Origin of the sequence: Mesorhizobium sp. M0437 (assembly GCF_040321335.1) — a bacterium.
In the GTDB taxonomy this organism is placed as follows: Bacteria; Pseudomonadota; Alphaproteobacteria; order Rhizobiales; family Rhizobiaceae; genus Mesorhizobium.
In genome coordinates this window covers 1-26127 of record NZ_JAMYRK010000016.1, presented here as the reverse complement: position 1 = coordinate 26127, position 26127 = coordinate 1, and the positions used below count along the sequence as shown (strand labels likewise).

The 26127-nt window shown below is 61.9% G+C and carries 29 protein-coding genes and 1 pseudogene; 22 read left to right on the top strand and 8 right to left on the bottom strand.

Translation table 11 applies throughout. The annotated features are described in order from the left end of the window. The first annotated feature begins 153 nt into the window (after positions 1 to 153). Together NKI72_RS12715 and NKI72_RS12710 are read left to right on the top strand one after the other, a co-directional pair. Complete coding sequence (locus tag NKI72_RS12715; RefSeq protein ID WP_352471674.1) at positions 154 to 708, top strand: hypothetical protein; 555 nt, start codon at positions 154 to 156, stop codon at positions 706 to 708. Further along, entirely contained in the window at positions 708 to 1019 is a 312-nt protein-coding gene (locus NKI72_RS12710) for a DUF6105 family protein (RefSeq protein WP_352471672.1), read from the top strand. Before NKI72_RS12715 ends, NKI72_RS12710 begins: the two co-directional genes overlap by 1 nt. On the opposite strand, the gene ruvX is transcribed toward NKI72_RS12710, so the two are convergent. Beyond that, positions 986 to 1471 (bottom strand): Holliday junction resolvase RuvX, encoded by a 486-nt coding sequence (gene ruvX, locus NKI72_RS12705; RefSeq protein WP_352833069.1) that lies wholly within the window; start codon positions 1469 to 1471, stop codon positions 986 to 988. The two genes, NKI72_RS12710 and ruvX, sit on opposite strands and share 34 nt — an antisense overlap. Before the next feature lie 116 nt (positions 1472 to 1587). Here ruvX and NKI72_RS12700 point away from each other — a divergent pair, with 116 nt between their 5' ends. From NKI72_RS12700 to NKI72_RS12675, 6 genes are all read left to right on the top strand, one after another. Next, a complete protein-coding gene (locus NKI72_RS12700) occupies positions 1588 to 2295 on the top strand; it encodes a metal-dependent hydrolase (protein ID WP_352471670.1) in 708 nt (235 codons plus the stop codon). A 24-nt stretch (positions 2296 to 2319) separates the two neighbouring features. Next, positions 2320 to 2736: a hypothetical protein gene (locus NKI72_RS12695; RefSeq protein ID WP_352471669.1), complete on the top strand. Its 417-nt coding sequence runs from the start codon at positions 2320 to 2322 to the stop codon at positions 2734 to 2736. A 76-nt stretch (positions 2737 to 2812) separates the two neighbouring features. Continuing rightward, positions 2813 to 3100, top strand: coding sequence for an Asp-tRNA(Asn)/Glu-tRNA(Gln) amidotransferase subunit GatC (gene gatC / locus NKI72_RS12690; protein WP_023674910.1), 288 nt, complete (start codon positions 2813 to 2815; stop codon positions 3098 to 3100). A 7-nt stretch (positions 3101 to 3107) separates the two neighbouring features. Next, positions 3108 to 3566 (top strand): GNAT family N-acetyltransferase, encoded by a 459-nt coding sequence (locus NKI72_RS12685; protein WP_352502374.1) that lies wholly within the window; start codon positions 3108 to 3110, stop codon positions 3564 to 3566. Beyond that, positions 3566 to 5131 (top strand): amidase, encoded by a 1566-nt coding sequence (locus NKI72_RS12680; RefSeq protein WP_352682830.1) that lies wholly within the window; start codon positions 3566 to 3568, stop codon positions 5129 to 5131. Before NKI72_RS12685 ends, NKI72_RS12680 begins: the two co-directional genes overlap by 1 nt. Before the next feature lie 27 nt (positions 5132 to 5158). Then, positions 5159 to 5968, top strand: a complete 810-nt coding sequence (locus tag NKI72_RS12675; protein ID WP_352682828.1) for a YdcF family protein — start codon at positions 5159 to 5161, stop codon at positions 5966 to 5968. Here the strand turns inward: NKI72_RS12675 and NKI72_RS12670 are convergent. Continuing rightward, the gene (locus tag NKI72_RS12670) at positions 5905 to 6660 is read right to left on the bottom strand and encodes a DUF599 domain-containing protein (protein ID WP_352682826.1); all 756 of its coding nucleotides are present in this window, start codon (positions 6658 to 6660) and stop codon (positions 5905 to 5907) included. The genes NKI72_RS12675 and NKI72_RS12670 overlap by 64 nt on opposite strands. Positions 6661 to 6830: 170 nt before the next feature. Here NKI72_RS12670 and NKI72_RS12665 point away from each other — a divergent pair, with 170 nt between their 5' ends. The 4 genes from NKI72_RS12665 to NKI72_RS12650 all read left to right on the top strand — a co-directional run bounded on the left by NKI72_RS12665 (position 6831) and on the right by NKI72_RS12650 (position 10311). Then, positions 6831 to 8234, top strand: a complete 1404-nt coding sequence (locus NKI72_RS12665) for an L-serine ammonia-lyase (RefSeq protein ID WP_352850204.1) — start codon at positions 6831 to 6833, stop codon at positions 8232 to 8234. A gap of 85 nt (positions 8235 to 8319) precedes the next feature. Next, on the top strand, positions 8320 to 8757 hold the full coding sequence (locus NKI72_RS12660; protein ID WP_352466463.1) for a DUF1489 family protein: 438 nt from the start codon (positions 8320 to 8322) through the stop codon (positions 8755 to 8757). 124 nt (positions 8758 to 8881) lie between these two features. Further along, the gene (locus NKI72_RS12655) at positions 8882 to 9613 is read left to right on the top strand and encodes a vWA domain-containing protein (RefSeq protein ID WP_352833064.1); all 732 of its coding nucleotides are present in this window, start codon (positions 8882 to 8884) and stop codon (positions 9611 to 9613) included. After that, positions 9613 to 10311: a DnaJ domain-containing protein gene (locus tag NKI72_RS12650; RefSeq protein ID WP_352833061.1), complete on the top strand. Its 699-nt coding sequence runs from the start codon at positions 9613 to 9615 to the stop codon at positions 10309 to 10311. The genes NKI72_RS12655 and NKI72_RS12650 overlap by 1 nt, the downstream gene beginning before the upstream one ends. 48 nt (positions 10312 to 10359) lie before the next feature. Here NKI72_RS12650 and NKI72_RS12645 read toward each other — a convergent pair whose 3' ends face one another. Next, positions 10360 to 11748, bottom strand: coding sequence for an SPOR domain-containing protein (locus NKI72_RS12645; RefSeq protein ID WP_352850202.1), 1389 nt, complete (start codon positions 11746 to 11748; stop codon positions 10360 to 10362). 298 nt (positions 11749 to 12046) lie between these two features. Here NKI72_RS12645 and NKI72_RS12640 point away from each other — a divergent pair, with 298 nt between their 5' ends. The 3 genes from NKI72_RS12640 to clpA all read left to right on the top strand — a co-directional run bounded on the left by NKI72_RS12640 (position 12047) and on the right by clpA (position 15452). Further along, positions 12047 to 12376, top strand: a complete 330-nt coding sequence (locus NKI72_RS12640; RefSeq protein WP_352471661.1) for a phasin family protein — start codon at positions 12047 to 12049, stop codon at positions 12374 to 12376. A 274-nt stretch (positions 12377 to 12650) separates the two neighbouring features. Next, positions 12651 to 12977 carry an ATP-dependent Clp protease adapter ClpS gene (gene clpS / locus NKI72_RS12635; RefSeq protein ID WP_023717744.1) on the top strand — a complete coding sequence of 109 codons (327 nt, stop codon included), beginning with the start codon at positions 12651 to 12653 and terminating at the stop codon, positions 12975 to 12977. A 6-nt stretch (positions 12978 to 12983) separates the two neighbouring features. Continuing rightward, entirely contained in the window at positions 12984 to 15452 is a 2469-nt protein-coding gene (gene clpA, locus NKI72_RS12630) for an ATP-dependent Clp protease ATP-binding subunit ClpA (RefSeq protein ID WP_352448808.1), read from the top strand. Between the two features lie 93 nt (positions 15453 to 15545). Here the strand turns inward: clpA and NKI72_RS12625 are convergent, their stop codons facing one another. From NKI72_RS12625 to NKI72_RS12610, 4 genes are all read right to left on the bottom strand, one after another. Continuing rightward, complete coding sequence (locus NKI72_RS12625) at positions 15546 to 15977, bottom strand: HIT family protein (RefSeq protein WP_352502384.1); 432 nt, start codon at positions 15975 to 15977, stop codon at positions 15546 to 15548. Between the two features lie 120 nt (positions 15978 to 16097). Further along, complete coding sequence (locus tag NKI72_RS12620) at positions 16098 to 17312, bottom strand: GNAT family N-acetyltransferase (RefSeq protein ID WP_352833059.1); 1215 nt, start codon at positions 17310 to 17312, stop codon at positions 16098 to 16100. Between the two features lie 40 nt (positions 17313 to 17352). After that, positions 17353 to 18081, bottom strand: coding sequence for a glycerophosphodiester phosphodiesterase (locus NKI72_RS12615; protein WP_352833057.1), 729 nt, complete (start codon positions 18079 to 18081; stop codon positions 17353 to 17355). 14 nt (positions 18082 to 18095) lie between these two features. Continuing rightward, complete coding sequence (locus tag NKI72_RS12610) at positions 18096 to 18560, bottom strand: RidA family protein (RefSeq protein ID WP_352448812.1); 465 nt, start codon at positions 18558 to 18560, stop codon at positions 18096 to 18098. 138 nt (positions 18561 to 18698) lie between these two features. Here NKI72_RS12610 and NKI72_RS12605 point away from each other — a divergent pair, with 138 nt between their 5' ends. From NKI72_RS12605 to tsf, 5 genes are all read left to right on the top strand, one after another. Further along, positions 18699 to 19526, top strand: coding sequence for a cell envelope integrity EipB family protein (locus NKI72_RS12605; protein WP_352833054.1), 828 nt, complete (start codon positions 18699 to 18701; stop codon positions 19524 to 19526). A 135-nt stretch (positions 19527 to 19661) separates the two neighbouring features. Next, positions 19662 to 20960: a lysophospholipid acyltransferase family protein gene (locus NKI72_RS12600; RefSeq protein WP_352833053.1), complete on the top strand. Its 1299-nt coding sequence runs from the start codon at positions 19662 to 19664 to the stop codon at positions 20958 to 20960. Positions 20961 to 21002: 42 nt separating this feature from the next. Further along, a complete protein-coding gene (locus NKI72_RS12595; protein WP_352540673.1) occupies positions 21003 to 21281 on the top strand; it encodes a DUF4031 domain-containing protein in 279 nt (92 codons plus the stop codon). A 204-nt stretch (positions 21282 to 21485) separates the two neighbouring features. Next, positions 21486 to 22283, top strand: coding sequence for a 30S ribosomal protein S2 (rpsB, locus tag NKI72_RS12590; protein WP_031211288.1), 798 nt, complete (start codon positions 21486 to 21488; stop codon positions 22281 to 22283). Between the two features lie 119 nt (positions 22284 to 22402). Further along, positions 22403 to 23326, top strand: a complete 924-nt coding sequence (tsf, locus tag NKI72_RS12585) for a translation elongation factor Ts (protein WP_352471655.1) — start codon at positions 22403 to 22405, stop codon at positions 23324 to 23326. On the opposite strand, the pseudogene NKI72_RS12580 reads toward tsf, so the two are convergent. Next, a pseudogene (locus NKI72_RS12580) lies at positions 23316 to 24267 on the bottom strand (LysR family transcriptional regulator). The gene tsf and the pseudogene NKI72_RS12580 sit on opposite strands and share 11 nt — an antisense overlap. 114 nt (positions 24268 to 24381) lie before the next feature. On the opposite strand from NKI72_RS12580, the gene NKI72_RS12575 reads away from it, so the two are divergent. Then, a complete protein-coding gene (locus tag NKI72_RS12575) occupies positions 24382 to 24810 on the top strand; it encodes a nuclear transport factor 2 family protein (RefSeq protein WP_352833051.1) in 429 nt (142 codons plus the stop codon). Positions 24811 to 24864: 54 nt separating this feature from the next. After that, positions 24865 to 25971 carry an aldo/keto reductase gene (locus NKI72_RS12570; RefSeq protein WP_352850200.1) on the top strand — a complete coding sequence of 369 codons (1107 nt, stop codon included), beginning with the start codon at positions 24865 to 24867 and terminating at the stop codon, positions 25969 to 25971. Positions 25972 to 26127: the final 156 nt, after the last annotated feature.

Below are 26127 nucleotides of genomic sequence, written 5' to 3'. Positions count from 1 at the left end.
TCGCCCAATTCGCTGCCGCTCTCGCGAGCCTGTGGATGGCCGTTAACCTTAACGAATGGTTTCCATTGCGGCGGCCGGTGGCAAAGCCCAGTGTTATGGTTAAGGCAAGGATTGTTCAGCTTGAGCGGCTTTGCCCTGCGAAGCAGGAGCGTCATGCGGCATATTCTGAGCTCTTTTCTGGCATTGCATTGGGCGGCCGTTTTCGCCCTGCTGGCGTTCATTTGCATCGACGGGAATCGAGGCGTGGCGACGGCCCTTGGCGTACTGGGCGTTCCCGTCCAGAACACTCGATTTGCCGATCTCGAAAACGCCGTCGTCGTGGCGCCGCTCGCCGTGGCACTGCTTGTCGTCGCGGTGCTGTTCTGCTGGGCCTTTGTTGAAGCACTGACCAGCGACACGACCAACCCGGATCCCGCCGACAGCGTCATGCGAATCGCCTTCATTTCCGCCTTAGGCGTGCTGTCGCTGATCGTCATCGGCGGCGCCGCGCAAGGTATCAATGGGCTGTTCATGATTGTCGCGGTGCAATTGGCGGCACTTCTGGCGTCCTATGTCGCGGTGCTCGCGGAGCGGCGGTCGACCGTTGCCGCGGCAGCTCCAGGGACCGGCGAAATCCGAGCGGCCGCGCATGTCATGGCCAAGGCAGCGGCGCATAATTCCTCGCTTGCCCGCATTTCCGGCCGGCTGGATTCGAGGGATGACCGCTGATGCGCACCTTGTTCGCGCTGTGGGCGGCTCCGCTCCTCTTGTTTTGGGGCTGGTTCTTTCTGTCGCTCAACGACATCAATTTCGGCTATGTCATGCTGAGCCGCCAATTACACGATCTCGTCTTCCAGCTCTATGGACAGATGCTCGGCGTCGATCCGGCGCTCATTCCGGGCATGGTGGCGAAAGCTTGCGTATTCGACGGCGTGCTGCTGGTGGCGTTCTGGGCATTTCGCCGCCGCAAGACGATTGGTGGCTGGATCACGGCGATGCGCAACCGCTATTTCGACCAGGCATCGACGCCGAGCGCCTGAAGCCGGTCGAGAACGCCCTGGAGGATGAAAGCGGCCGCCGCTGAATCGATCTTGCCGGCGCGTTTCTTGCGGGAAAAATCCATCTCGATCAGTGTTCGCTCGGCCGCCACCGTCGACAGCCTTTCGTCCCAAAAGACGAACGGCAGATCGGTCAATCCAGCCATGTTGCGGACGAAAGCGCGGGATTTTTGGGCGCGCGGGCCTTCCGAGCCGTCCATGTTGATGGGGAGGCCGATTGCCACGGCGCCGGCATTCTCCTTCTGCAACAGGGCGAGCAGCACTGCGGCATCGAGCGAGAATTTCTTGCGCATGATGACGGGGCGCGGGTGCGCGAACGACAAGCCGCGGTCCGAAACCGCCACGCCGATCGTTTTGTCGCCAAGGTCGAGACCGGCCAGGGTCTTGCCGCCGCCCAGCCGGGCCGGCAACTCCTCGATGGTGATGATGCCCAACGGCTTTTCCTTTGACCGCGACGCCGCACGTCCTATACGCGCAAAGCGTGCGCGGCACTTTAATTTCGCCGTCGGCGTTCTATCCTCTACCGAAGCAAAAATCGAGGAAAGCATTGATGAAACTGACCTGGTACGGACATTCGGCATTCAGAATCGAAATCGAAGGCGCGAAAATCCTCATCGACCCCTATCTGGTCGGCAATCCGTCATGGGCGGGCGGCTGGGAAGGGCCGGCCGAAGGGATCACGCACGTGTTGCTCACCCATGGCCACAGTGACCACATCAGCGGCGCCGTCGAAGTGCTCAAGAAGAGCGGCGCGATGCTGGTCGCCAATTTCGAGATTTGCATGTACCTGGTCGGCAAGGGTGTCGGTGACAAGCAGATCAATCCCGGCAATATCGGCGGCACCGTCGATTGCGGCGGCTTCACCACCACCTTCGTTCAGGCTCTGCATTCATCGTCCTTTCCGGGCGAGGGTGGCCAGAATACCTATCTCGGCAATCCGGGCGGGCTCGTCCTGCACTTTCCCGAGGACAAGACGCTTTATCATATGGGCGACACCGACATTTTTTCCGACATGGCGCTGATCAACGAGTTGCACGAACCGAAGATCGGCATCGTGCCGATCGGCGACCGCTTCACCATGGGTGGCGCGGTAGCAGCCCTTGCCTGCCAGCGTTTCTTCAAGTTCGAGACGGTCGTTCCCGCTCACTTCGGCACATTTCCGATGATCGATCAGACCGCCGACAAATTCGTGGCCGGGCTGGATGGATCGGGTGTGAAAGTTGCGTTGCCGAAGATCGGCGAGACGATTACGCTGTAAAGAAAGCCGGTCCGGAACGATACGATGCGCTTGAGAAATTCTCTTTGCATTTCAATGCTGGTTGCCGCGTCGCCGACGCTGGCCGCGGAAAATTTCATCGAGGGCGTCTATCTGCAATCGGAGGACCTCTGCGCGCAGGCCAAAAAGGATACGCTGCAGACGGTGATCGAGGGCGGCAATATCGTGCTGTCGGCAAATGGCCTGGAAAGCATCGAATATAATTGTGAATTCCTGCAGATCACCAAAGCGACACGCTCACCGAGCTGGGCGGTGACCGCTATATGCCAGGAGCCGGGCTACGTCTTTCCCGATGTTCTCTCACTGACACAGATGAGCCCGAAGCAGATCGACCTGGTATCGGTTCGGCCTGCCGCCGACGAAGGCGAGCAGAGCGGCAACGGCGGCAGTTATTTCCTCTGCGACGGCGTGGCGATGCCATAGGGCAGTTGAAGGCACGATGCATGTTGCGTGGCACGCGCCGCGCCGCTATAGCGCTGGTTTTCCCCGAGGCACAAACATGTCCGTTGATATAAAAACTGTGAAGCGCGTCGCGCATCTTGCCCGTATTGCGGTGAGCGAGGAGGATGCAGAGCGCATGACCGGCGAATTGAACGCCATTTTGGGCTTTGTCGAGCAGTTGAACGAGGTCGATGTTTCCGGCGTCGAGCCGATGACCTCGGTCACGCCGATGGCAATGAAAAAGCGCCAGGACGTCGTCACCGACGGCGGCAAGGCAGCCGACATCGTCGCCAATGCACCGGCGACCGAAGAAAATTTCTTCCTTGTGCCGAAGGTCGTGGAGTAGCAGGCCGATGGCAATCGACATCGCGGCTGAGACGCCGCTGCAGGACGATGTGCGTGGGCTGATCGAGGAGCTCAACGCCACATTGCTGGAGCTGACGCCGCCAGAGCATTGCTACCACTTGACGGTCGAGCAGATGGCGGACCGCAACACGACCGTCTTCATCGCCCGCGACAACGGCCTTGCCATCGGGTGCGGCGCACTGAAGCGCCACGATGCTGTCGTAGGCGAGGTCAAGCGCATGTATACGCGACCGTCGCATCGCGGCCACAAGATCGGCGCGAAGATTGTCGAGCGTATCGAGGCGCTGGCGCGCCAAGAAGGGCTTAAGCGTCTGGTGCTGGAGACGGGCGACCGTCATCCCGCCGCCTGGACCGTCTACGAACGCGCCGGTTTTTCGCGCTGCGGCCCGGTACTGGATTATCCCGATTCCGAGTGGTCGGTGTTTTACGAAAAGAGCCTTGCCTGATGAGCGACCTTACCCAGCTGACGATTTCGCAGGCCCGCGCCAAATTGCGCTCCAGGGAGATCACCGCCACCGAAATCACCGAGGCTTATCTATCGGCGGTCGAGCGAGCCAATCCGGCGCTCAATGCCTACGTCGTGGTCACCGACGACAAGGCGCGCGACATGGCCAAGACCTCCGACGCGAAACTGGCCAAGGGCGAGGGCGGGTCGCTTGAGGGTATCCCGCTCGGCATCAAGGATCTGTTCGGCACCGAAGGCGTCCACACCCAGGCCTGCAGCCATGTGCTGGACGGCTTCAAGCCGTGCTACGAATCGACGGTCACCGCCAATCTGTGGGCGGATGGTGCCGTCATGCTCGGCAAGCTCAACATGGACGAGTTCGCCATGGGCTCGTCCAACGAGACCTCGCATTACGGGCCGGTCATCAACCCGTGGCGGCGTTCGCGCCTCGACACGGTGGTGATGCCGACGACACATCAGGGCGAGGGCGGCTTCGTTTCGGCGGGCGGCACCAGGACCGCGCGCACGTTGGACAATGCCCAACTGGTGCCGGGCGGTTCGTCCGGAGGCTCGGCGTCAGCCGTCTCGGCCTTCCTGTGCGCCGGCGCTACCGCGACCGACACCGGCGGCTCGATCCGCCAGCCCGCCGCCTTCACCGGCACGGTCGGCATCAAGCCGACCTATGGCCGCTGCTCGCGCTGGGGGATCGTAGCTTTCGCCTCTTCGCTCGACCAGGCCGGGCCGATCGCGCGCGACGTCCGCGATGCCGCGATCCTGTTGAAGTCGATGGCTTCGGTCGACCCGAAGGACACGACGTCCGTCGACCTGCCGGTGCCGGACTACGAGGCGGCGATCGGCCGCCCGATCAAAGGCATGAAGGTCGGCATCCCAAAGGAATATCGTGTCGACGACATGCCCGCGGAGATCGAGGCGCTGTGGCAGAAAGGCATTGCCTGGCTGCGGGATGCCGGCGCCGAGATCGTCGATATCTCGCTGCCGCACACAAAATATGCGCTGCCGGCCTATTACATCGTGGCGCCGGCCGAAGCCTCGTCCAACCTCGCCCGTTACGATGGCGTCCGCTATGGCTTGCGCGTGCCCGGCAAGGACATTGTCGACATGTATGAAAAGACCCGCGCCGCCGGCTTCGGGCGGGAGGTCAAGCGCCGCATCATGATCGGCACCTATGTGCTTTCCGCCGGCTACTACGATGCCTACTATCTGCAGGCGCAGAAGGTTCGAACCCTGATCAAGCGTGACTTCGAAAATGTGTTTGCAGCAGGCGTCGACGTCATCCTGACGCCGGCAACGCCTTCCGCTGCCTTCGGCATCGCCGACGAGGACATGGCCGCCGACCCGGTCAAGATGTATCTCAATGACATTTTTACGGTGACGGTGAACATGGCCGGCTTGCCCGGCATAGCGGTTCCAGCCGGGCTCGACGCCAAGGGGCTGCCGCTCGGCCTGCAGCTGATCGGCCGGCCTTTCGACGAGGAGACGCTGTTCCAGACCGCCCACGTCATCGAACAGGCGGCCGGCACATTTCAGCCGGAAAAATGGTGGTAGGATCGTTTCTCATCTGAGGGGTGAGGGATGTTCTTCTATGTCTCCAAGGTTCTGTGGCTCTTCGTCCAGCCGCTTAATCTCGCGATCATCCTGCTGCTGGCTGGATTGCTTGCGGCATTGGTCGGGCGCAAGAGGCTGTTTGCCACCGGCAGCGTGCTGGCATTCCTTGTCCTTGGACTCTCGGCGTGGACCTCGCTCGGCGCAGTGATGCTTAATCCGCTCGAGGAGCGTTTCCCTAGGCCAGCCCTGCCGGAACGAGTTGACGGAATCATTGTGCTCGGCGGCGGTATGGAGAGCGCCATCAACTTCGTCCGCAGCGGCTATGAACTCAACGCCAGTGGCGATCGAATGGTCGAGGCAGCGGTGCTGGCACTGCGTTTTCCGACAGCTAAGGTCGTCATTTCAGGTGGCCCCATTGCAATGGTCCGCGAAGACGAGGGCGATGCGGCGACAGCTCCACGCCTGTTCACTGCGCTCGGCGTGACGGCCGATCGGCTGATCCTTGAGGGCAAATCACGCAACACCTACGAGAATGCGGTCTTCACCAAACAACTGATCACGCCAAAGCCGGGCGAGACCTGGCTGCTGGTGACCTCGGCCTTCCACATGCCACGCGCCAAGGCGCTGTTCGACAAAGCCGGTTTTGCGACGGTTCCGTGGCCGGTCGACTACCGCACCTCCGGCAGGGAAGGCATCGGCCTGTTCCGCACGGATGCCAACGAAGCACTGCAGACCACAACCATCGCGACCCGTGAATGGATCGGGCTGATTGCCTACTGGCTGTCGGGCCGGATAGACCGGCCTTTTCCGGCGCCGGATGTTGGGCCGGGCGGCTGACCGAGCACCGCCTGCCGCGCCGCCGAGAAAAACTGGCGGCGCACCAGCACCGCCAGGAGCAGCAGCGTCGACAGGACGAACACCGCGGGATCGACGAACCAGCCAAGATAGCCAATCGAGAAGAACACGCCGCGCAGGCCCGAATTGAAATGCTTTCCGGCCAACATGTTCATGCGCGCGGCACGCCACACCGCCGTTTCGGTGACCGGATTGCGCGACGCCTCGCCATGCGGAATCGGCACGGCGCCGATCAGGATCGAGCAATAGTTGAACAGCCGGTAAGCCCAGCCGAATTTGAAGAAGGAAAAGGCCAGGATCAGCACCAGCCCGAGCACCTTCGTCTGGAAGGCTGCGCGTGAGGACGTGGCGCCAAACGGCAGGTCGCTCAGCACGGTCAGAACCTGATCGGAGGCGCCGAGCAGGGCAAAACAGCCGCCGATCGCAATCAGCGAACTGGAGGCAAAGAAGGCGGTCCCCTGTTGCAGCCCGCTCATGATAGCGGTGTCGACGATGCGGATCTCGCGTTCGGCCATGGTCTGCATCCAGGCCTCGCGCTGCGTGTTCATAGCCCTCGTCAGCGACATGCGGCTGACCAGCATTCCATCGGCGGCGAGCGTATGCAGCACCCACGCGGTAAGGAAGAACCCCAGCGCCGCAAGGTCGGCCGTCGATAGGTGAAAGGAATCGCTCATGCGTTGCTTTTACCACAGGCGGCAGTAATGCTTCGATGGCCGAAGTTGGAATGTCGCTGCCGGAGCAAACAAGGTCGGCAGGCGCAGCGCCGCAATCTTCAAAACAGCGGAAAACATCATGGGAATTCCTATATGTAGACCTCAACAGGGTCCCAGGAGAAAACACCCACGTGTTCCTTTCGGTTTTCGACTTGTTCAAGATCGGCATCGGCCCATCGAGTTCGCACACGATGGGGCCGATGACGGCCGCGCGGCGGTTTCTCGACGAGATTGCGGGAGACGACTGGCCGCGCCCGGCCGGCGCCAAGATCGACCGGATCGCTGCCAGCCTGCATGGCTCGCTCGCCTACACCGGCATCGGCCATGGCTCCGACCGAGCCGTGGTGCTCGGCCTCGCGGGCCAGACGCCGCAGACGGTGGATCCCGACCTAGCAGACGGCATCGTCGCTGGCATCGCCGCCGAGAAACGGATTTCGCCGCCCGGCCATCCGTCCTACCGTTTCGACCCGGCAACGGATCTGGTGCTGGATCGCAAGACGCCGCTGCCGGGTCACGCCAACGGCATGGCGTTCTCTGCCCATGATGCCGGCGACCGGTTGCTGCTGAGGCGCGTCTACTATTCGATTGGCGGCGGCTTCGTAGTGTCCGAGGAAGAACTGCAGCGGATGAAAGCGAGGGGCTCGGCGACAACCGAAGGCAAGAAGGTTCCGTATCCGTTCAGGAACGCCGTCGAAATGCTGTCCATGGCAGCGAAAAGCGGGCTTTCCATTGCCGAGATGAAGCGCGTCAACGAGGAGACACAGATGTCGCGCGGGGAGCTCGACGCCGGCCTCGACGGCATCTGGAGCGCCATGAAGGGCTGCATCGAGCGCGGCCTGTCGCAAGACGGCATCATGCCGGGCGGACTCAAGGTGCGCCGCCGTGCCCGGATGCTGCACGACAAGCTGCAGGAGCAATGGCAGCAGAACCGGCCTAACCCGCTGCTCGCCAACGACTGGCTGTCGATCTATGCGATGGCGGTCAATGAGGAGAACGCTGCCGGCGGCCGTGTCGTCACCGCGCCAACCAATGGGGCGGCCGGCACTCTGCCCGCAGTGCTGCGCTACTGGTTGCATTTCCATCCCGAAGCCGACCAGCCCAGCATCCGCGATTTCCTGCTGACGGCGGCGGCCGTCGGCGGCATCATCAAAACCAATGCTTCGATCTCGGGGGCGGAAGTCGGCTGCCAGGGCGAGGTCGGTTCGGCTTCGGCAATGGCTGCGGCGGGATTGTGCGCCATCATGGGCGGCACGCCCGAGCAGGTCGAGAATGCTGCCGAGATCGCGCTGGAACATCATCTCGGCATGACCTGCGATCCGGTCGGCGGCCTGGTGCAGGTGCCGTGTATCGAGCGCAACGCGCTTGGTGCCGTCAAGGCGGTGACCGCCGCTTCGCTGGCCATCAAGGGCGACGGCGTTCATTTCGTGCCGCTCGATGCCGCGATCGAGACGATGCGCCAGACCGGCCTCGACATGAACGAAAAGTACAAAGAAACCAGCCTTGGCGGATTGGCCGTCAATGTCGTGGAGTGCTGAGCGCCAATCTGGCGGCATGGACCACCACTGTGGAGAAGTCGATCAGACCGTTGACGCGTTCGCGTGCTGGACTAAACCTTAAACGATGTCTCTCAATCTCATAAAGCTTTGCGTCGGCTGTGACAGCGTCGAGGATCTGGAAGAGTGGATTGCCTTCCGTCTCGACGAGCGGCGCCGCGCCGGCGAACCGGCCGAGCACTACCACACCACCCGCATGGTGCCGACGCGTGGCGCCGAGATTACCGACGGCGGCTCGCTCTACTGGGTGATCAAGGGCAATGTCCAATGCCGCCAGCTGATCACCGAAATCCGGCCCTTCACCGATGACGAGGGCATCGGCCGTTGCCATCTGATCCTCGATCCCGAGGTCGTGCGCACTGACTGGCAACCGCGCCGTGCATTCCAGGGGTGGCGCTACCTGAAGCCGGCGGACGCGCCGGCCGATCTCGGCAAGGGCAAAGCCGGGCTGATCGAGATGCCGCCGAAGCTCAGGCGTGAGCTTGCCGATCTCGGCCTGCTCTGACGCCGAGAAGCGCAACGCCAAGACCACCAGCCGAAGCGCTGTCCGCAGGTGCCATCATCACAGGTCCTCCAGGTCGCCTCATCTGGGCTTGCAAGCCGGGGGACAACGCCACATCTTGAATGTCATGAGCGACAAGAAGCAGCCCGTGCCTGCAAGGGCCAATCCTGCGCCGGTCGAGTCTCAATCGAGCACCGGCGAGATCGACGCGTTTCTCCGTCAGGCAAGGACGCTCGCTGCATCCGCCACCTGTTCAGGCAGGCTGATCCTGTCCCTCGACGCGACAATGAGCCGCCAGCCGACCTGGGATCTCGCCTGTGCGCTGCAGGCCGAGATGTTCGACGCCGTCGGCAAGGCCGGGGCGCTCAAGGTTCAACTTGTCTATTTTCGCGGCCTTGGCGAGTGCCGCTCATCCGCATTCGTCACCGATACCGCAGCTCTGAAACAGCTGATGACGCGCATCAACTGCCGCAGCGGCCGTACCCAGATCGGCAAGGTGCTCGCCCACGCGCTGAAACAGACGGCGGCGGCCAAGGTCAACGCGCTGGTCTATATCGGCGACGCGATGGAAGAAAACATAGATGATCTGGCCGAAAAGGCCGGCAGCCTCGGTCTGCACGGCGTTCCTGTCTTCGTCTTTCAGGAGGGCCATGATGCCGCTGCGGAAAAGGCGTTCAAGGAAATTGCGCGGCTGTCGAAAGGGGCCTGGTTCAGGTTCGATCGGCGGGCTGCCGCGACGTTGGCCGGCCTGCTTTCGTCCGTCGCCGTGTTTGCCACCGGCGGGCTGAAGGCACTGGAGGCCCGGGGCAGGCCGGAAGACCGACTGATGATCGAGCATATGCGGGGCGGCGGAAACTGATGGGCGCGATTATCGCTTTCGTAGCATTGCTTCTGGTGTTTCTCGGCATGCTCACCATCTTCCTGCGCGCCGATCCGGCGAAGCTTGCAGGCGGCATGAGGACGCTTGGACCTGTGCTGCTCGGGCTGGTCGGCGTCGCCGTGCTGCTGGTCGGGCGCGAGGGCATCGGGGGCTTGATCCTGTCGGCTGCGCTCGCCTGGTACGGCTCCATGCGCATGAATCGGCCGGCAGCCAAACTGGCGGCGGGCAAGCGTTCGACAGTTCGTACGGCGGCGCTTGAGATGGAACTCGATCACGATACCGGCGGCCTCGAAGGCCTTGTGCTGGCCGGGCGCCATGAAGGCAAGATGCTTGGCTCGATGGGGCTTGCCGAATTGCAGCAACTCTATCGCGAACTCTCCGGCGATCCGGAGAGCCGCCAATTGCTAGAGACGTATCTTGACGGCCGATTTCCCATCTGGCGCAAAGACGCTGATGCGAATGGTGGCGAAGGGCTGGGTGTTGCGCCAAGTTCTGGCGCCATGACTAAGGAGGAGGCCTACAAGATCCTTGGTCTTGAAGCGGGGGCTGCCGCGGCGGATGTCCGCAAGGCGCACCGCCGCCTGATGCAGCGCCTGCACCCCGATATCGGTGGCACGTCCTTCCTGGCGGCGCGGATCAATGAAGCCAAGGACGTCTTGCTCTCCAATCACAACTAGTCTCCTTCGACGCAAAAACTTCGGGACAGATATCGTTTCGCGCGCCGCTTACTGCTGGACGGCGTAGCACTCGATCTTCTTCTTTTTCAAAGCGTTGCAGGCTTTCCAGGCAGCCGTCTTCGAACCGAAACCACCGAACCGGGCGCGGTAGTAGGTGACACCGTCCTTGTCGAAGGCGACGGTGAAACCGGAGGCATCGGTCAGAACGGAGGGCGCCTGCTTCGTCGCTTTGTCGAGGAAAGCCTTCGCTTCGGCCTGTTTTGGCGAAGAGGCGACCTGTATTGCCCAGCCGGATGGCACCGACGCCGTGCTGACCGGATCGACCTCTGCCGCCGGTTCGGCATAGGCTGCGGCGACCCGGGCTGTCGCCACGTCGTCCACCGTCGACACAGCCGTCGTCTTGACCCTCTTGGCCTGAACGACCGGAGCGGTCTCTTCAACGACGGGCGCATTTTCCTCGACAAGAGAGGCAACGGCATCGTCGTCCGGCTTACTGTCCGGTGTCGGCGCGTCATGCTTCGGTAGAAGCACCATGGCCAAGGCTGAAATCGGATTGCCGCCGCCGGCCTTGGCAATCAGCACGCCGCCGCCGCGCGACGACGCCTGCGGCATGTAGGCATTGATCAACCCGGCCATCTGGCTGTCGCGGCTGCCGCCGGACCTGCCGCCCATGACCACCGCTACGATGCGCCGATCGCCATCCGAGACCGAGGAGACCAGATTGTAACCGGAGGCGCGGGTGTAACCGGTCTTGATGCCGTCGACGCCCTTGATGCGTCCGAGCAGACGATTGTGGCCGTTGATGCGCTGCCGCCCGTAAAGAAAGGAGCGCTGCGAGAAATAGCCGTAATATTGCGGGAAATGCTCTCTCAGGGCGATGCCGAGCATCGCCATGTCGCGCGCGGTCGTGAACTGGCCGGGATCAGGCAAGCCGTTGGCGTTGCGGAAAACGGTTCCCCTCATGCCCAGCGCCCGCGCCTTGGCGGTCATCATGCGGGCGAAATTGGCTTCGTTGCCGCCGAGCGTCTCGCCAAGCGCCGTTGCGGAATCGTTTGCCGATTTGGTCACCATCGACAGGATCGCGGTCTCGACCGTGACCGAGCCGCCCCGCTTGACGCCGAGCTTCGTCGGCGGTTCGGCAGCGGCATTGGCCGAGAACACGACCGGGGAATTCTTGCTGATCCTGCCCTTCGCCAACGCCTCGAACGTCAGATAGAGCGTCATCATCTTGGTAAGCGAAGCCGGATAGCGCCGGCCATCGGCATCCGACGAATAAAGCACCTTGCCGGTCTTGGCATCGATGACGATGGCCGCCGACTTGGCCGCCATGGATGAAGCCGCGTCCGCGACGACGAAGCTCATCGCCATGGCGAGGATCATGATCGTTTTGAAGGGGGACACGGATTTGGAAACGAAGCCCGACAACGCCTTACGCACTGATAGTTCCTTTGAATTTCCGTTGCCTTGGAGGCGGCAAAGGGTCCTGCCTCACCTCCGGCCACGCTAACGCAGGCAGCGTTACCAATCCGTTTATGGTAACCGCCGCGTTCACCATTTTCTGTGGGATTGAGCTTCTCTTTATTCGAATCTTAGCGAATGCCGGCAGCTCACGATCCGCATTGCCGCGGGAATCTTGACTTTTGTGCACTGCACAATATATTTACACGCATTGCACAACGCGGCCCGGACAAGCCGCGTCTATCATCCAAGGCAACCGTTCAAGGGAATGCGTGAAATGACCCAGACCTATGAAGATTTCAGCAAATACGGCAAGGAATTTGCGGACACCGGATTGAAGAGCTTCGCCTCGCTGTCCAAGGGGGCGCAGGCTATCGCCGCCGAGGCGGGTGAGTACACCAAGAAAAGCTTCGAAGCCGGTAGCGCCGCTGTCGAGAAGCTCTTTTCCGCCAAGTCGCTGGACAAGGCGATCGATATCCAGTCCGACTATGCCAAGCAGTCCTATGAGAGCTTCGTCACCGAGGCCACCAAGCTTGGCGATCTCTATGCCGAACTCGCCAAGGAAGCTTACAAGCCGTTCGAATCGATCGTCGCCAAGGCGAAGTAAATTCGACGAACATTCCGAGCCGGCCCTTGGGCTTGCAAAGACAGACCCGGTCGCGAACGCGCGGCCGGGTTTTTTCATGCCGGCCCGAAATCGGGGGCCTGCGGTCTTCACGATTTGAAAAATCGGTCAAGTTTGGCCACCTAGCCATATTGTCAGCTAAACAGAAGGGCTTAAAATCGTCCATCGAACACCTACATGTCGAGCATGCATGAGGATTCGAAAGAGGCAGGACTACGTGACTATAGGTTTGACTGCCACGAGCTACGTGGTGCGAATGCAGAACGGCAGCAACGGCAATGAGGCCGGTCGCGGCACGGCCGTCATCACGCGCACAAAAACCAAGACCAAGAAGCCCAGTCTGTATCGGGTCCTCATTCTTAACGACGACTACACACCCATGGAATTCGTGGTCCACGTGCTGGAGCGCTTTTTCCAGAAGGACCGCGAAGCCGCCACACGCATAATGCTTCATGTTCACAATCATGGGGTGGGCGAGTGCGGGGTCTATACATTCGAAGTGGCCGAGACCAAAGTGTCTCAGGTCATGGATTTCGCCCGACAGAATCAGCATCCGCTGCAATGCGTGATGGAGAAGAAGTGAGGTAACATGCCGGCTTTCTCCCAAGGCCTGGAAAAGGCGCTTCACCAAGCGCTGACGCTCGCCAATGAGCGGCACCATGAATATGCAACCCTTGAACATTTGCTGCTCGCCCTGATCGACGACACCGAGGCGGCCGCTGTCATGCGTGCCTGCAACGTCGATCTCGACGAGTTGAAGCATACGGTCCTCACCTATATCGACACCGAGCTCGACAACCTCGTCACCGGCTACGATGAAGATTCCAAGCCGACTGCCGGTTTCCAGCGCGTCATCCAGCGCGCGGTGATCCATGTGCAGTCGTCAGGCCGCGAGGAAGTGTCCGGCGCCAACGTGCTCGTCGCCATCTTCGCCGAGCGCGAGAGCCACGCCGCTTACTTCCTGCAGGAACAGCAGATGACCCGCTACGACGCGGTCAACTACATCTCGCATGGCATCGCCAAGCGCCCCGGCGCTTCCGAGACGCGGACGCCGCGCGGCGCCGACGACGAGCAAGGCAGCCAGAGCGGAGCCGAGCCGCAAGAGGAAGGCGGCAAGAAGAAGCAGCAGCAGGACGCGCTGACTGCCTATTGCGTCAACCTGAACAACAAGGCCAAGGCCGGCAAGATCGATCCATTGATCGGTCGCGAGAGCGAGATCAACCGGACCATCCAGGTGCTGTGCCGCCGCTCCAAGAACAACCCGCTCTATGTCGGTGATCCTGGCGTCGGCAAGACGGCAATCGCCGAAGGCCTCGCCAAGCGCATCGTCGAGGGCGACGTTCCCGAAGTGCTGCACAATGCCACCATCTTCGCGCTCGACATGGGCACGTTGCTGGCCGGCACCCGCTATCGCGGCGATTTCGAGGAGCGGCTGAAGCAGGTCGTCAAGGAGCTCGAGGATTATCCCGGCGCCGTGCTGTTCATCGACGAAATCCACACGGTGATCGGGGCGGGGGCCACCTCCGGCGGGGCCATGGATGCGTCGAACCTGTTGAAGCCGGCGCTGTCTTCGGGCGCGATCCGCTGCATCGGCTCGACCACCTACAAGGAGTTCCGCCAGTTCTTCGAGAAGGACCGCGCGCTGGTGCGGCGCTTCCAGAAGATCGACGTCAACGAGCCGACTGTCGAGGACGCCATCGAGATCATGAAGGGCCTCAAGCCCTATTTCGAGGAGTTCCACAAGGTCCGCTACACGAGCGAGGCGATCAAGGCTTCGGTCGAGCTCTCGGCGCGTTACATCAACGACCGCAAGCTGCCGGACAAGGCGATCGACGTGATCGACGAGACCGGCGCCTCGCAGATGCTCGTGCCGGAAGCCAAGCGCAAGAAGACCATCGGTATCAAGGAGATCGAAGCGACGATCGCCACGATGGCGCGTATCCCGCCGAAGACGGTTTCCGCCGACGACGAGAAGGTGCTGCAAGGCCTCGACATCGAGTTGAAGCGCGTCGTCTACGGCCAGGACACCGCGATCACCGCGCTGACTTCGGCCATCAAGCTGGCGCGGGCCGGCCTGCGGGAACCGGAAAAGCCGATCGGCTCGTACCTGTTCTCGGGTCCGACCGGTGTCGGCAAGACGGAAGTGGCCAAGCAACTCGCCGCGTCGCTCGGCGTGGAGCTGATCCGCTTCGACATGTCGGAGTATATGGAACGCCACACCGTTTCGCGGCTGATCGGTGCCCCTCCCGGCTATGTCGGGTTCGACCAGGGCGGCCTTCTGACCGACGGCGTCGACCAGCATCCGCATTGCGTGCTGTTGCTGGACGAAGTCGAGAAGGCGCATCCGGACCTGTTCAACATCCTGTTGCAGGTCATGGACCACGGCAAGCTGACCGACCATAACGGCAAGCAGATCGACTTCCGCAATGTCATCCTGATCATGACCACCAATGCGGGCGCGTCCGATGCGCAGCGCGCGGCCATCGGTTTCGGTTCGACCAAGCGCGAAGGCGACGATGTCGAAGCGATCAACCGGCTGTTCACGCCGGAGTTCCGCAACCGTCTCGATGCGATCATTCCGTTCGGCTCGCTGCCGGTGCCGGTCATCCATCAGGTGGTGCAGAAGTTCGTCATGCAGCTGGAAGCGCAGCTTTCCGAGCGCGGCGTGACATTCGACCTGTCGCAGGATGCAATCGCATGGCTGGCCGACAAGGGCTATGACGAGCGCATGGGCGCCCGGCCGCTTGGCCGTGTCATCCAGGAGCACATCAAGAAGCCGCTGGCCGACGAGGTGCTGTTCGGCAAGCTCAAGAAGGGCGGCACGGTGCGTGTCACCGTCGAGAAGAAGGAAACCGGCGAGACCGGCCTGAAGCTCGAATCGCTCGCCGACGAGGCGCCGGTGAAGCCGAAGAAGGAAGAGCCGGACGACGCGCCGAAGGCCAAGAAGGCGGTGGCGAAAAAGCCCGCCGCGAAAAAGGCGGTGGCGCAGAAGCCGGAGCCCAAAGGTAAGGACGGCGGCAAGCGCAGCCTTGTGCCGCAACTGCCGCGTAAGAACTGACGAACCAGCCAGTAAAAAAGCCCCGGAAACGGGGCTTTTTTTGTGACACCTTCCGGTTAACCGCCCGGCGCCCGCCAGAGCGGTTGCACCGGTTCAGCTTGCCAGCGCCATCCGTATCTTGCCGGCGTTTTCGGCCAGGACTTCAGGCTTTTCCATCTGTCCGCTGTGCGGTTTCAGGGGAATGCCCTCGAAGCGCGGAATGACATGGACGTGAAGGTGAAAGATAGTCTGCCCCGAAGCTGGTTCGTTGAACTGCATAACCGTGACGCCATCGGCATCGAAGGCCTTCTTTACGGCCCGCGCAACTTTCTGGACGTGAGCGAAGAGCGGGCCAAGCACCGCCGGATCCGCGTCAAGCAAGTTGCGCGACGGCGCTTTCGGCACCACCAGCGTGTGACCCTGTCCTTGCGGCATCACATCCATGAAGACAATGACCGCGTCATCCTCGTAGACGCGGTGCGAAGGGATTTCTCCGCGCAGGATTTTGGCGAAGATGTTGCTGCTGTCATAGGTTGCTTCGGCCATGGCGCGCGCTCCGGTTCTTGGCTCGCTGTCTGGTGTAGCGAAGCTGTTCCGGGCGGGCAAGACGATCGGTCGACATCGGCCGTGCCGGCCCGCTCGGCTGAGCGATTGGGGCTCGCTACTCTACTGCGCCATGTCCTTGCGGAACGGGGTGTGCTCTTCCAGATATTCGCTCATCCGCTCGACTTCGCGCCGCTCGCGCTGGAGATAGTCGGCCACTGCATTGCGCAGACCTGGATGGGCGATGTAGTGCGCCGAATGCATCGTCACGGGCCGGTAGCCGCGCGCCAGCTTGTGCTCGCCCTGCGCACCGGCTTCAACCACCTTCAGCTTGCGCGAGATGGCGAAATCGATCGCCTGATGGTAGCAGACCTCGAAATGCAGGAACGGGTGGTCCTCGATGCAGCCCCAATTGCGGCCGTAGAGCGCGTCTGAACCGATGAAGTTGATGGCACCTGCAATGTAGCGCCCGCTGCGTTTGGCCATGACCAGCAGGATGTCGTCGGCCATGCGTTCGCCGATAAGTGAGAAGAAATCGCGGTTGAGGTAGGGCCGGCCCCATTTCCTGCTGCCGGTATCCATGTAGAACGCGAAAAAGTCGTCCCAGGCCTTTTCGGTCAGATCCTTGCCGGTCAGCCAGTCGATCGAGATGCCGTCGGCGAGGGCCTCGCGCCGCTCTTTCTTCATTGCCTTGCGCTTGCGCGAGGCTAACGTTGTGAGAAAATCGTCGTAGCTCGAAAAGCCTTCGTTGAAGAAGTGAAACTGCTGGTCGGTGCGATGCAGGAAGCCGGCCGCCGCCAATACCTGGACGTCGTCCTCCGGCGCGAAAGTAACATGCGCGGAAGACACGCCGAGCTTATCCGTCACCGCCTTCAGGCCGGTCGCAAGACCGGCCTTGACGGTGGGGATGTCCTCGCCCCTGCCGACCAGCAGGCGAGGGCCGGTGACGGGTGTGAACGGCACCGCGCATTGCAGCTTCGGATAGTAGCGCCCGCCGGCGCGTTCGAACGCGTCCGACCAGCCATGGTCGAAGACATATTCGCCCTGGCTGTGCGACTTCAGATAGCAGGGGACCGCTCCGAGCAACATGCCTCGCGCGGTTTCCAGCCTGAGGTGATGGCCTTGCCAGCCTGTGCGCCGAACAGCGCAGCCGGAATCTTCCAGCGCGCTCAAAAAAGCGAATGAGACAAGCGGGTTGTAGCCGTATTCTGCATCGCCGCGTGTAGTGCCGCCGAGGCTGTCCCATTCAGCGCTGGTAAAGGCGCCGATGCCCGCGGCGATGCGGATCGACAGCTCCGCATTCGCCGTTTGTCTTTCACAGTCGTCCCCTTGATCCATGAGGCTTACTTAAGCTCGCTGCGGACCCATACAAGCCCGCTCAGGCAAGCCGTACCAGATCGGGCTCGAATCCTTCGAACGTCATCTGGTCGGCATATTTGAAGGTCAGGTCGACGGCAGGCTGGTCGTGCACGGTCCAGGTGATCACCGGCATACCGAGTCTCTCTCGCACGAAGGAGACGAACCGGTTCGGCAGGTCGCCGGCAGCGTAGGAGGTGAAGGCGATGTCATGCGCCAGCATGGCGAAATGCGCCTCGATCAGGTGGTTGTCGTTGCCGTAGGCGGTCAACCCGCCGGGTATGCCGGGTGCATATTTCGGGAACTCGCGGATCAGCCAATGGTCGAACGACATGATCGCGGTCTTGCTCTTGTAATGCTTGAGCATCTTGCCGACGCTTTCGACCAGGCCTTCGTCATGCCCGGCAGCACCTTTCAGCTCGACAACCATCGGCACACGGCCGTCGACCAGATCAAGCGCCTGCTGCAGCGTCGGCAAATGGTCGGCGGTGCCGCCGACCTTCAGCGCCGTGATCTCTGCAGCCGTACGCTGCCAGACGAAGCCGTCCTCGCCGGTCAGCCGCCGCAGATCGCCATCGTGGATGATGACGGGGACGCCGTCGGACGACAGGTGCACATCGCATTCGATCGCGTAGCCGCGCTCGGCCGCCGCAGCGAAGGCGGAAAGGGTGTTCTCCCAGCGCGTCTTGTTCATGTCGTGGAGGCCGCGATGGGCGACGGGCCGGGCGGTCAGCCAGGAAAGATCGGTCATGGTTGCAGTCCCGGTCATTCGACTTCGAAGATCGCTTCGATTTCCACTGCGGCATTAAGCGGCAGGGAGGCGGTGCCGACGGCGGAGCGAGCGTGCTTGCCACGATCGCCGAGCACGGCGGCGAGAAAATCCGAGGCGCCGTTGGCAACCAGATGCTGTTCGACAAAATCCGGTGCCGAGGCGACGAAGACGGTGATCTTCACCAAGCGACGGATTTTCTCGAGATCGCCAAGTGCCGCCTGAGCCTGGGCCAATATGTTGATCGCACAGTATTTTGCGGCTTCCTTGCCGGTCGCGGTGTCGACATCGCGGCCAAGCAGTCCGCTCGCCTGGAGCTTGCCCTCCTTGAGCGGCAACTGCCCGGCGGTGAACAGCAGATTGCCGGTCCGGCAATAGGGCACGTAATTGGCGGCGGGCGCGGCGGCGGCCGGCAGCGTCACGCCGAGATCGCTTAGCCGCTTTTCGATTGTTTCGCTCATGCTATTTCCCTATTGCTTGAAGGTGCCGCGCAGGCCGGGCCGAAATTGCTATTTTTGCCTCGCTTCCGCCACGACTTTTTTTAAGCTGGACCATCTTTCCATGCGGCTTGCCACTAGCCGCGATGATCGGAGCACCCCATGCGCGCAACGCGCCTCGCATTCAACGCCGTTCTCTTGACAGCGGCTTCCTGGGCGGCTCCCGCTTTTGCGGTGCCTGCGCTGCAGGCGCATCGTGCTGTTTACGACATTTCACTCGACAAGGCTTCAGACCGTTCCGGCATTACCGGCATCACCGGCCGCATGGTCTACGAGTTCAACGGCTCGCCTTGCGAGGGCTATACGGTAAAGTTCCGTTTGGTGACCCAGATCGTAACCAGCGACAACACAAGGCTGACCGACCAGCAGATGACCACCTTCGAGGATGGCGAGGGCAAGACCTTCTCCTTCGTGAACAAATCCTTTGTCGACCAGAACCTCGACAAGGAGGTCAAGGGTACCGCAACGAAGGAAGCCAACGGTCTCAAGGTCGATATCGACAAGCCCGAGAAGAACAGCCTGGAACTCGCGCCGACCCAGTTCCCGACCCAGCAAATGGTCGAAATGATCGGCAAGGCGGAAAAGGGCGAGCGTTTCTACGAAACCAACCTGTTCGACGGCTCTGAGGACGCCAACAAGGTGGTGACCACCACCGTCGTCGTCGGCAAGCAAGCCGATGCCGACAATGCCGATCCGGAAGCGCCGGCGCTGGCCAAGCTCGCCACCGACAAATACTGGCCGGTCGACATCGCCTATTTCGATGATGCCGACAAAGGCGGCGAGGAGGTGCCGGAATACCGGATCAGCTTCAAGCTGCACAAGAACGGCATCACGCGCGATCTCGTCATGGACTATGGCGAGTTCTCGATGACCGGCAAATTGGTCAATCTGTCACTGTTCGATCAGCCTAAGACCTGCCCGTCTAAATAAGCTCGAGTGAACGGCAAGCCGCCGGCCGCTATCCGGGATAGTAGCGCTTAATCTTGCGGGGCAAGTCGCATCGACTTGAGCATGCCGCAATTGCCTATCAACGTCTTATGACGGTATGCGCCGCGGGGGAGCAGGTTGAGCAGGATCGACGTTTTTGTGGCGCCGCGGCCCAATGCGACGCTGATCAACGCTATGACATTGGTCAACCGGATTGTCATGCTGCACGGCATTCCAGGCTTTCGCGACCTGTTGCCATTCAACCGTCTGGCCGGTTTGCGCGGCGTCGCCAATGTCCGCCACATCGATTTTCCAGAGGATGACCGGCAAAGGCTGAAGGCTTGTTGCGGCGCGGGCAAGGCGACGTTCATCACGCCCAACCATCCCGAATTCTTTACCGACTGGATGATCGACAAGGAGGTCGTCTCGCGGGTGAGCCCGCTGGCGGCATCCTGGGCCACGCACGGCGTCGTCAACGGGCTTGGCCGGCTGATGCAGAAATTCTGGTTGGCCAACAATCTGATCGCGCAAATCCCGGGCAACAGCGCGGCCGCCAAGGAACATTCGGTGGCCTGGGCGCTGAAGGGGCACGGCGTGCTCCTGCATCCCGAAGGCGGTGTCGGCTGGCATGCCAACATCATTGCCCCGCTGCTGCCGGGCGCGGTCGAAATGGGGTTCGAGGCGTTGAAGCGCGGCCGCCTGACGGATCCGGATTTCAAGGTTTGGATCGCGCCCGTGATCTGGAAGCTTGCTTTCACGGGGAATGTCGAGGCAGCGCTGGCAAAGGAATGCGCCTATGTCGAGCACAGCCTGAAAATCGAACGCCGTGCCGCCGATTCGCTGCCGGAGCGCATCCATCATATCTATGCGACGTTGCTGTCTCGCGATGAGGCTGCATATGGCCTGCGGTCCGATGAGCGGGCTTCGTATGACGCACGTCAAAAGGACCTGCTGACCGAACTCGGCCGTCGCCTTGCCGAACTTGTCTCGGTCGACGCCGGCACGCTCGACAATGCCGACCTTTTGCGCCGTTCGCGGCGCTGGCTGCGGGAAAGCACGGATGGCAGCGGAAGCCAGAAGCAGGTCCGAACGCTGGCAGATGCGATCCAGCGCCTGCAGCGTGTCGGGCCGTGGGCCTCAGCCAACCCGCGCATCACGCAGGAGGAGATCGCCGAACATTTGAAGCGGATCCGCAACGATTATTGCAAGGGTACGCTGCGCGATGCGATCAACCGTTTCGTGCCGCAGCCGGCAGGCCCACGTCGCGCCTATGTCCGGGTACCGGAGCCGCTAGGCTTGCACGCCTATCAAGGCTCCGTCGAGGAGGCACTCGCCGAACTGCACGACCGGATGCAGGAGACCGTCACCAGGACGATGACGCAACTCGAGGCTGGCGGCGGCTTCATTTTCTATGCCAATCCCTTCTATCATCGTTAGCGGTGTGTTGGTCGGCGCAAGATGAAGGAGTGCGGCAAGCCTGTGGCGGTCTATGTCGATGCGGCGATCTGGAAATGGGTCGGCCACCGCTGGTGTCATCTGCTGGCAGACGACACCGACGAGCTGCATCGCTTTGCCGGGCAGCTCGGCATCAAGCGCGCGTCCTACCAAGGACCGCCAAAGACATCCGCGCCGCACTATGACATAACCGGGTTCGAGCGCGACCGCGCAGTGCGGTTAGGCGCCATCGAGTGCAGCCGCGAGGAGATCGTCGCCGTTTTCCGGCGTGTGCGGGTGCCGAAGGGGAAGATGCGGCAATGACACCGGTGCGCTGATCGCCGCACGCTGAGCCGCAAGACGCCACAGCGCTTGCGTTTGTCGCGCTTCCCCTCTATATGCGCGCTCATTCCACACACGGACTTTGGTGTCTGCCCGGGAGAAATCCGGCTGAAACCTCCGGTGGCGTTCGAGGACAAAGTCCAAAAATGCCTGTGTCCGTGGAGGCTAACCGGAAAGGAAATAAGAATGGCTCTGCCTGATTTCAGCATGCGCCAGCTATTGGAAGCTGGCATTCACTTCGGCCACCAGACCCACCGCTGGAACCCGAAAATGGCGCCCTATATCTACGGCGCCCGCAACAACATCCACATCATCGACCTCTCGCAGACAGTGCCTTTGCTGCACCAGGCGTTGAAGCAGGTTTCCGACACTGTTGCCAAGGGCGGCCGGGTGCTGTTCGTCGGCACCAAGCGCCAGGCCTCCGACATCGTCGCCGATGCCGCGCAGCGCTCGGCCCAGTACTATGTCAACTCGCGTTGGCTCGGCGGCATGCTGACCAACTGGAAGACGATCTCGAATTCCATCCAGCGCCTGCGCAAGCTCGACGAAATGCTGGCCGGCGAGGCTCAGGGCCTGACCAAGAAAGAGCGCCTCAACCTCGACCGCGAGCGTGAGAAGCTCGACAAGGCGCTGGGCGGCATCAAGGATATGGGTTCGACGCCCGATTTGATGTTCGTGATCGACACTAACAAGGAAGCGATCGCCATTCTCGAGGCCAAGCGTCTCGGCATCCCGGTCGTTGCCATCATCGATTCCAACTGCGACCCGGACAAGATCGACTTCCCGATCCCCGGCAATGACGACGCGGCCCGCGCCATCCAGCTGTATTGCGATCTGATCGCGAAGGCAGCTATCGACGGCATCGCCCGTCAGCAGGGCGCGCTCGGTGTCGATATCGGCGCATCGGTCGAGGCTCCGGTCGAGCCGGCGCTCGATCAGACCCCGGCCGCCGAGAGCCCGGCAGCCCAGACCCCGGAAGCATAGTAGCGAAGGCCGGCTGCGGCCTTCATCTTTCCAATATGTTGGCGCGGTAAGCGCTACCAGCACCAGGCGCATCATCGAAAATCGATGGTGCGTCAGTGCATTTAGACAAAGAGGCGACAATGAGCATTTCGGCTGCACAGGTCAAAGAACTCCGCGACTTGACCGGCGCGGGCATGATGGACTGCAAGGCGGCGTTGAACGAGACCAACGGCAATATGGAAGAAGCCATCGACTGGCTGCGCAAGAAGGGCATTTCAAAGGCCGACAAGAAGGCTGGCCGTACCGCTGCCGAAGGCCTGATCGGCGTAGATTCCGGCGTCCGCGAGGCAGCGATCGTCGAGGTCAATTCCGAGACGGACTTCGTTGCCCGCAATGCTGCGTTCCAGGAGATCGTCGCCAATGTCGCGAAGGTCGCGCTTGCCTATGGCGGCAAGACCGAGGCCGTTGCCGCCGCTCCCTATCCGGGATCGGGCAAATCGGTCGCCGAGACCATCAAGGACGCTGTCGGCACCATCGGTGAGAATCTGGGCTTCCGCCGCTCGGCCAAGCTCACGGTCGAGCACGGCGCTGTCGCAACCTACGTTCACAATGCGGTCGCCGACGGCCTTGGCAAGCTCGGCGTGCTGGTGGCCATCGAGACGACGGGCAACGCGCATGCCGCCAACGCCTTCGCCCGTCAGGTTGCCATGCATGTCGCTGCCACCAATCCGATGGCCCTGACCACCGAAGAGCTCGATCCGGCCGCAGTGGAACGCGAGAAGGCGATCTTCGCCGACCAGGCGCGCCAGTCCGGCAAGCCGGAAGCGATCATCGAGAAGATGGTCGAAGGCCGTTTGCGCAAGTTCTATGAAGAGGTCGTGCTGCTCAAGCAGGCTTTCGTGCTCAATCCCGACATTACCGTCGAGAAGGCGCTGAAGGATGCCGAGAGCGAAATAGGCGCGCCAGCCAAAATCGCTGCCTATCTGCGCTTCGCGCTCGGTGAGGGTATCGAGAAGGAAGAGACCGATTTCGCGGCGGAAGTCGCGGCAGCGGTCAAGAAGTAACTATTCGTTTGAGAGGCTTTTTTCGGCCGGGTATCCGCGAGGATGCCCGGCCGATTTCTTGCGCGGTGTCGATGAAGGCGCGGAGCTTCGGGGCCATCGCGGCGCGGCGCGGGAAATAGAGGAACAGTCCCGGTTCCTCGATCGATGCCTCGCCAAGGACTTCGACCAGCCGGCCTGCCTCGATGTCAGGCTTGACAAGCGGCTCGAACAGATAGGCGAGGCCGATGCCGGCAAGCGCCATTTCCCTTGCCGACAGCGGATCGCTGACGACCACGCTGCCGCGTGTCTCGACGCTGATATCCTTGCCCTGATCGGATAGATCCCAGTGATAGAGCGCACGTGATCGCAACAGCCGATAGCCGATGCAGTTGTGCACGGCGAGATCGGCCAACGCCCATGGCCGCCCGCGCCGGGCGACATAGGCCGGCGAGGCAACGATGATGCTGCGGAAAGGCCCTGTCAGTCGCACCGTCACCATATCCTCGGCGATCATCTCGCCCAGCCGGATGCCGGCGTCAAAACCCTCGCCGACGATATCGCTCAGACGTTCGTCGGTGACGATCTCCACCGTCACGTCAGGGGTAACGTTCCGCCATCGCCGTCAGGATGGGCATCAGCGCCAGAGGCAGCGCCAAACGCGGCGCGTCGATCCTGAGCAGTCCGCTTGCCCGGCCTTTGACAGAGCGGATACGTTCGATCCGGTCGGCAATGTCTTCCAGCGCCGGCTCCGCCGCAGCGACAAGCGCGGTGCCAGCCTCGGTCAGCGAGACGCTGCGCGTGGTGCGGGCAAACAACGGCTGGCCGATTCGCTCCTCTACCAGCCGAACCGCATGGCTGACCGCTGACGGGCTCATGCCGAGCTCGGCGGCTGCCGGCGCGAAGCCGCCACGCCGCGCGACGGCAACGATTATAGGTAGGTGGCTAAGCAGATCGCGGTCCATTCATGCATGATATCGCATAGTCCATTCGGATAATGCAATCTTATCGGTGGGGAAAGGAGGGCGCATCTTTGGCTACATCACACGGCAATCGCCGAGCAGCCAAGGAGACGTCTAATGACCGACCTCGATTCCGAACGAACCCGTAATCTCGAGACCGTGCGTAAATTCTTTGATCTGATGCACCGCAACGACATTGAGGCATGGGGCGACCTTTGGGCTGAAGATGGCCGTATACTTGTCTTCTACCCACCGGCAGGATTTGGAAACAGCATCGATGGTAAGGCCGCGATCCTGGCGGCCTTCCGAGGCCTCTTCGGTAATTTCGAATCCTTCGATTCGCAGCTGACAGCCATCTATCCGGCAGCGGATTCGGACGCGATCGTCGTTGAGTACAAGAACCGCGCGGTGCTGATCGGCGGCACTGAATACACCAACAGCAATATCGCGATTTTCCACTTCAAGAGCGGTCTGATCAGCGCCTACCACGACTATTTCGATCCGCGCCGCTTCCAGGTGGTGGTCGATGCTCTGGCCAAGGCCTGACTGCGTATCCCAGGCAAGACCTCAATCCCGCTTTTCAAACTGCAGGAGAAATCCATGACCATGTCCTACTACACGCTCGGCAACAGCGGGCTGCGTGTCACCCGCCTGGCGCTCGGCACCATGACGTTCGGCACGGAATGGGGCTGGGGCGCGGAGAAGGAAACCGCGCGCGCCTTGGTTGATGCCTATATCGAAGCCGGTGGCAATTTCTTCGATACCGCCGATCTCTATACCGGTGGCACGGCCGAAACCTGGCTCGGCGAATTCATCGCCGAGCGCGGGCTGCGCGACAAGGCGGTGATCAGTACCAAATTCACCTACAACGCCGAACCGGGCAACCCGAACGCCGGGGGCAACGGCCGCAAGAACATCCTGCGGGCGATAGACGGTTCGCTGAAGCGGCTCGGCACCGACTACATCGACCTCTACATCCTCCATACCTGGGACAGGCTGACGCCGCCGGAGGAGGTGATGCGGACGCTGGACGATCTGGTGCGCGCCGGAAAGATCCGGCATGTCGGCCTGTCCGACGTGCCGGCCTGGTACGCAAGCCGGGCGCAGGCCGTCGCCGAGCATCGCGGCTATGAACCGGTTTCGGCGCTTCAGCTCGAATATTCGCTGGCCGAGCGCAACATCGAGCACGAGTTCGTGCCGTTCGGCACGCGCTATGGCGCCGGAATCATGGTCTGGAGTCCATTGGCCAGCGGCCTGCTCAGCGGAAAATACCGTTTCGAAACAATCGTCGAGGATGGTGGCCGGCTGGAGACAATGCGTGGTTCGACCAATCCCGGTTTCCAGAAATTCACCGATCGCAACTGGCAAATCGTCGCCGAACTGGAGAGGGTTGCCGGCCAGCTCGGCCGCAGCATGGCCCAGGTCGCCCTGAACTGGACGGCAAACAGGCCAGGCATTGCGTCCGTCATCGTCGGCGCCACCAGGCTTGACCAGCTCAAGGACAATCTCGGCGCGCTTGATTTCGACATTCCCGAAGATCTTCGGGCACGGCTCGATGCGGTGAGCCGGCCGGTCACGCCCTTTCCGTATTCGTTCTTCGGCCCTGAAATACAAGGCGGCCTGACCGGTGGGCAGGCGGTTGGCGGTAAGCCGGCAAGCTATCTGCCGGATCTGCTCATGCGAGGCACTTTTGCCGGCGTGAGCTGACGGCTATCCAGGTCCACGATCTCAACTTCCGGCTCGGGGGGGGGCGGGGCCCGCGGGCGGCCCGCGGGGTTTGGGGGTGGTGATTTTTTAAAAAAAACACGCCCCCCCCCGCCCGCCGCGGGGGGGGGGGGGGGGGGGGGGGGTAAGAAAAAAAAT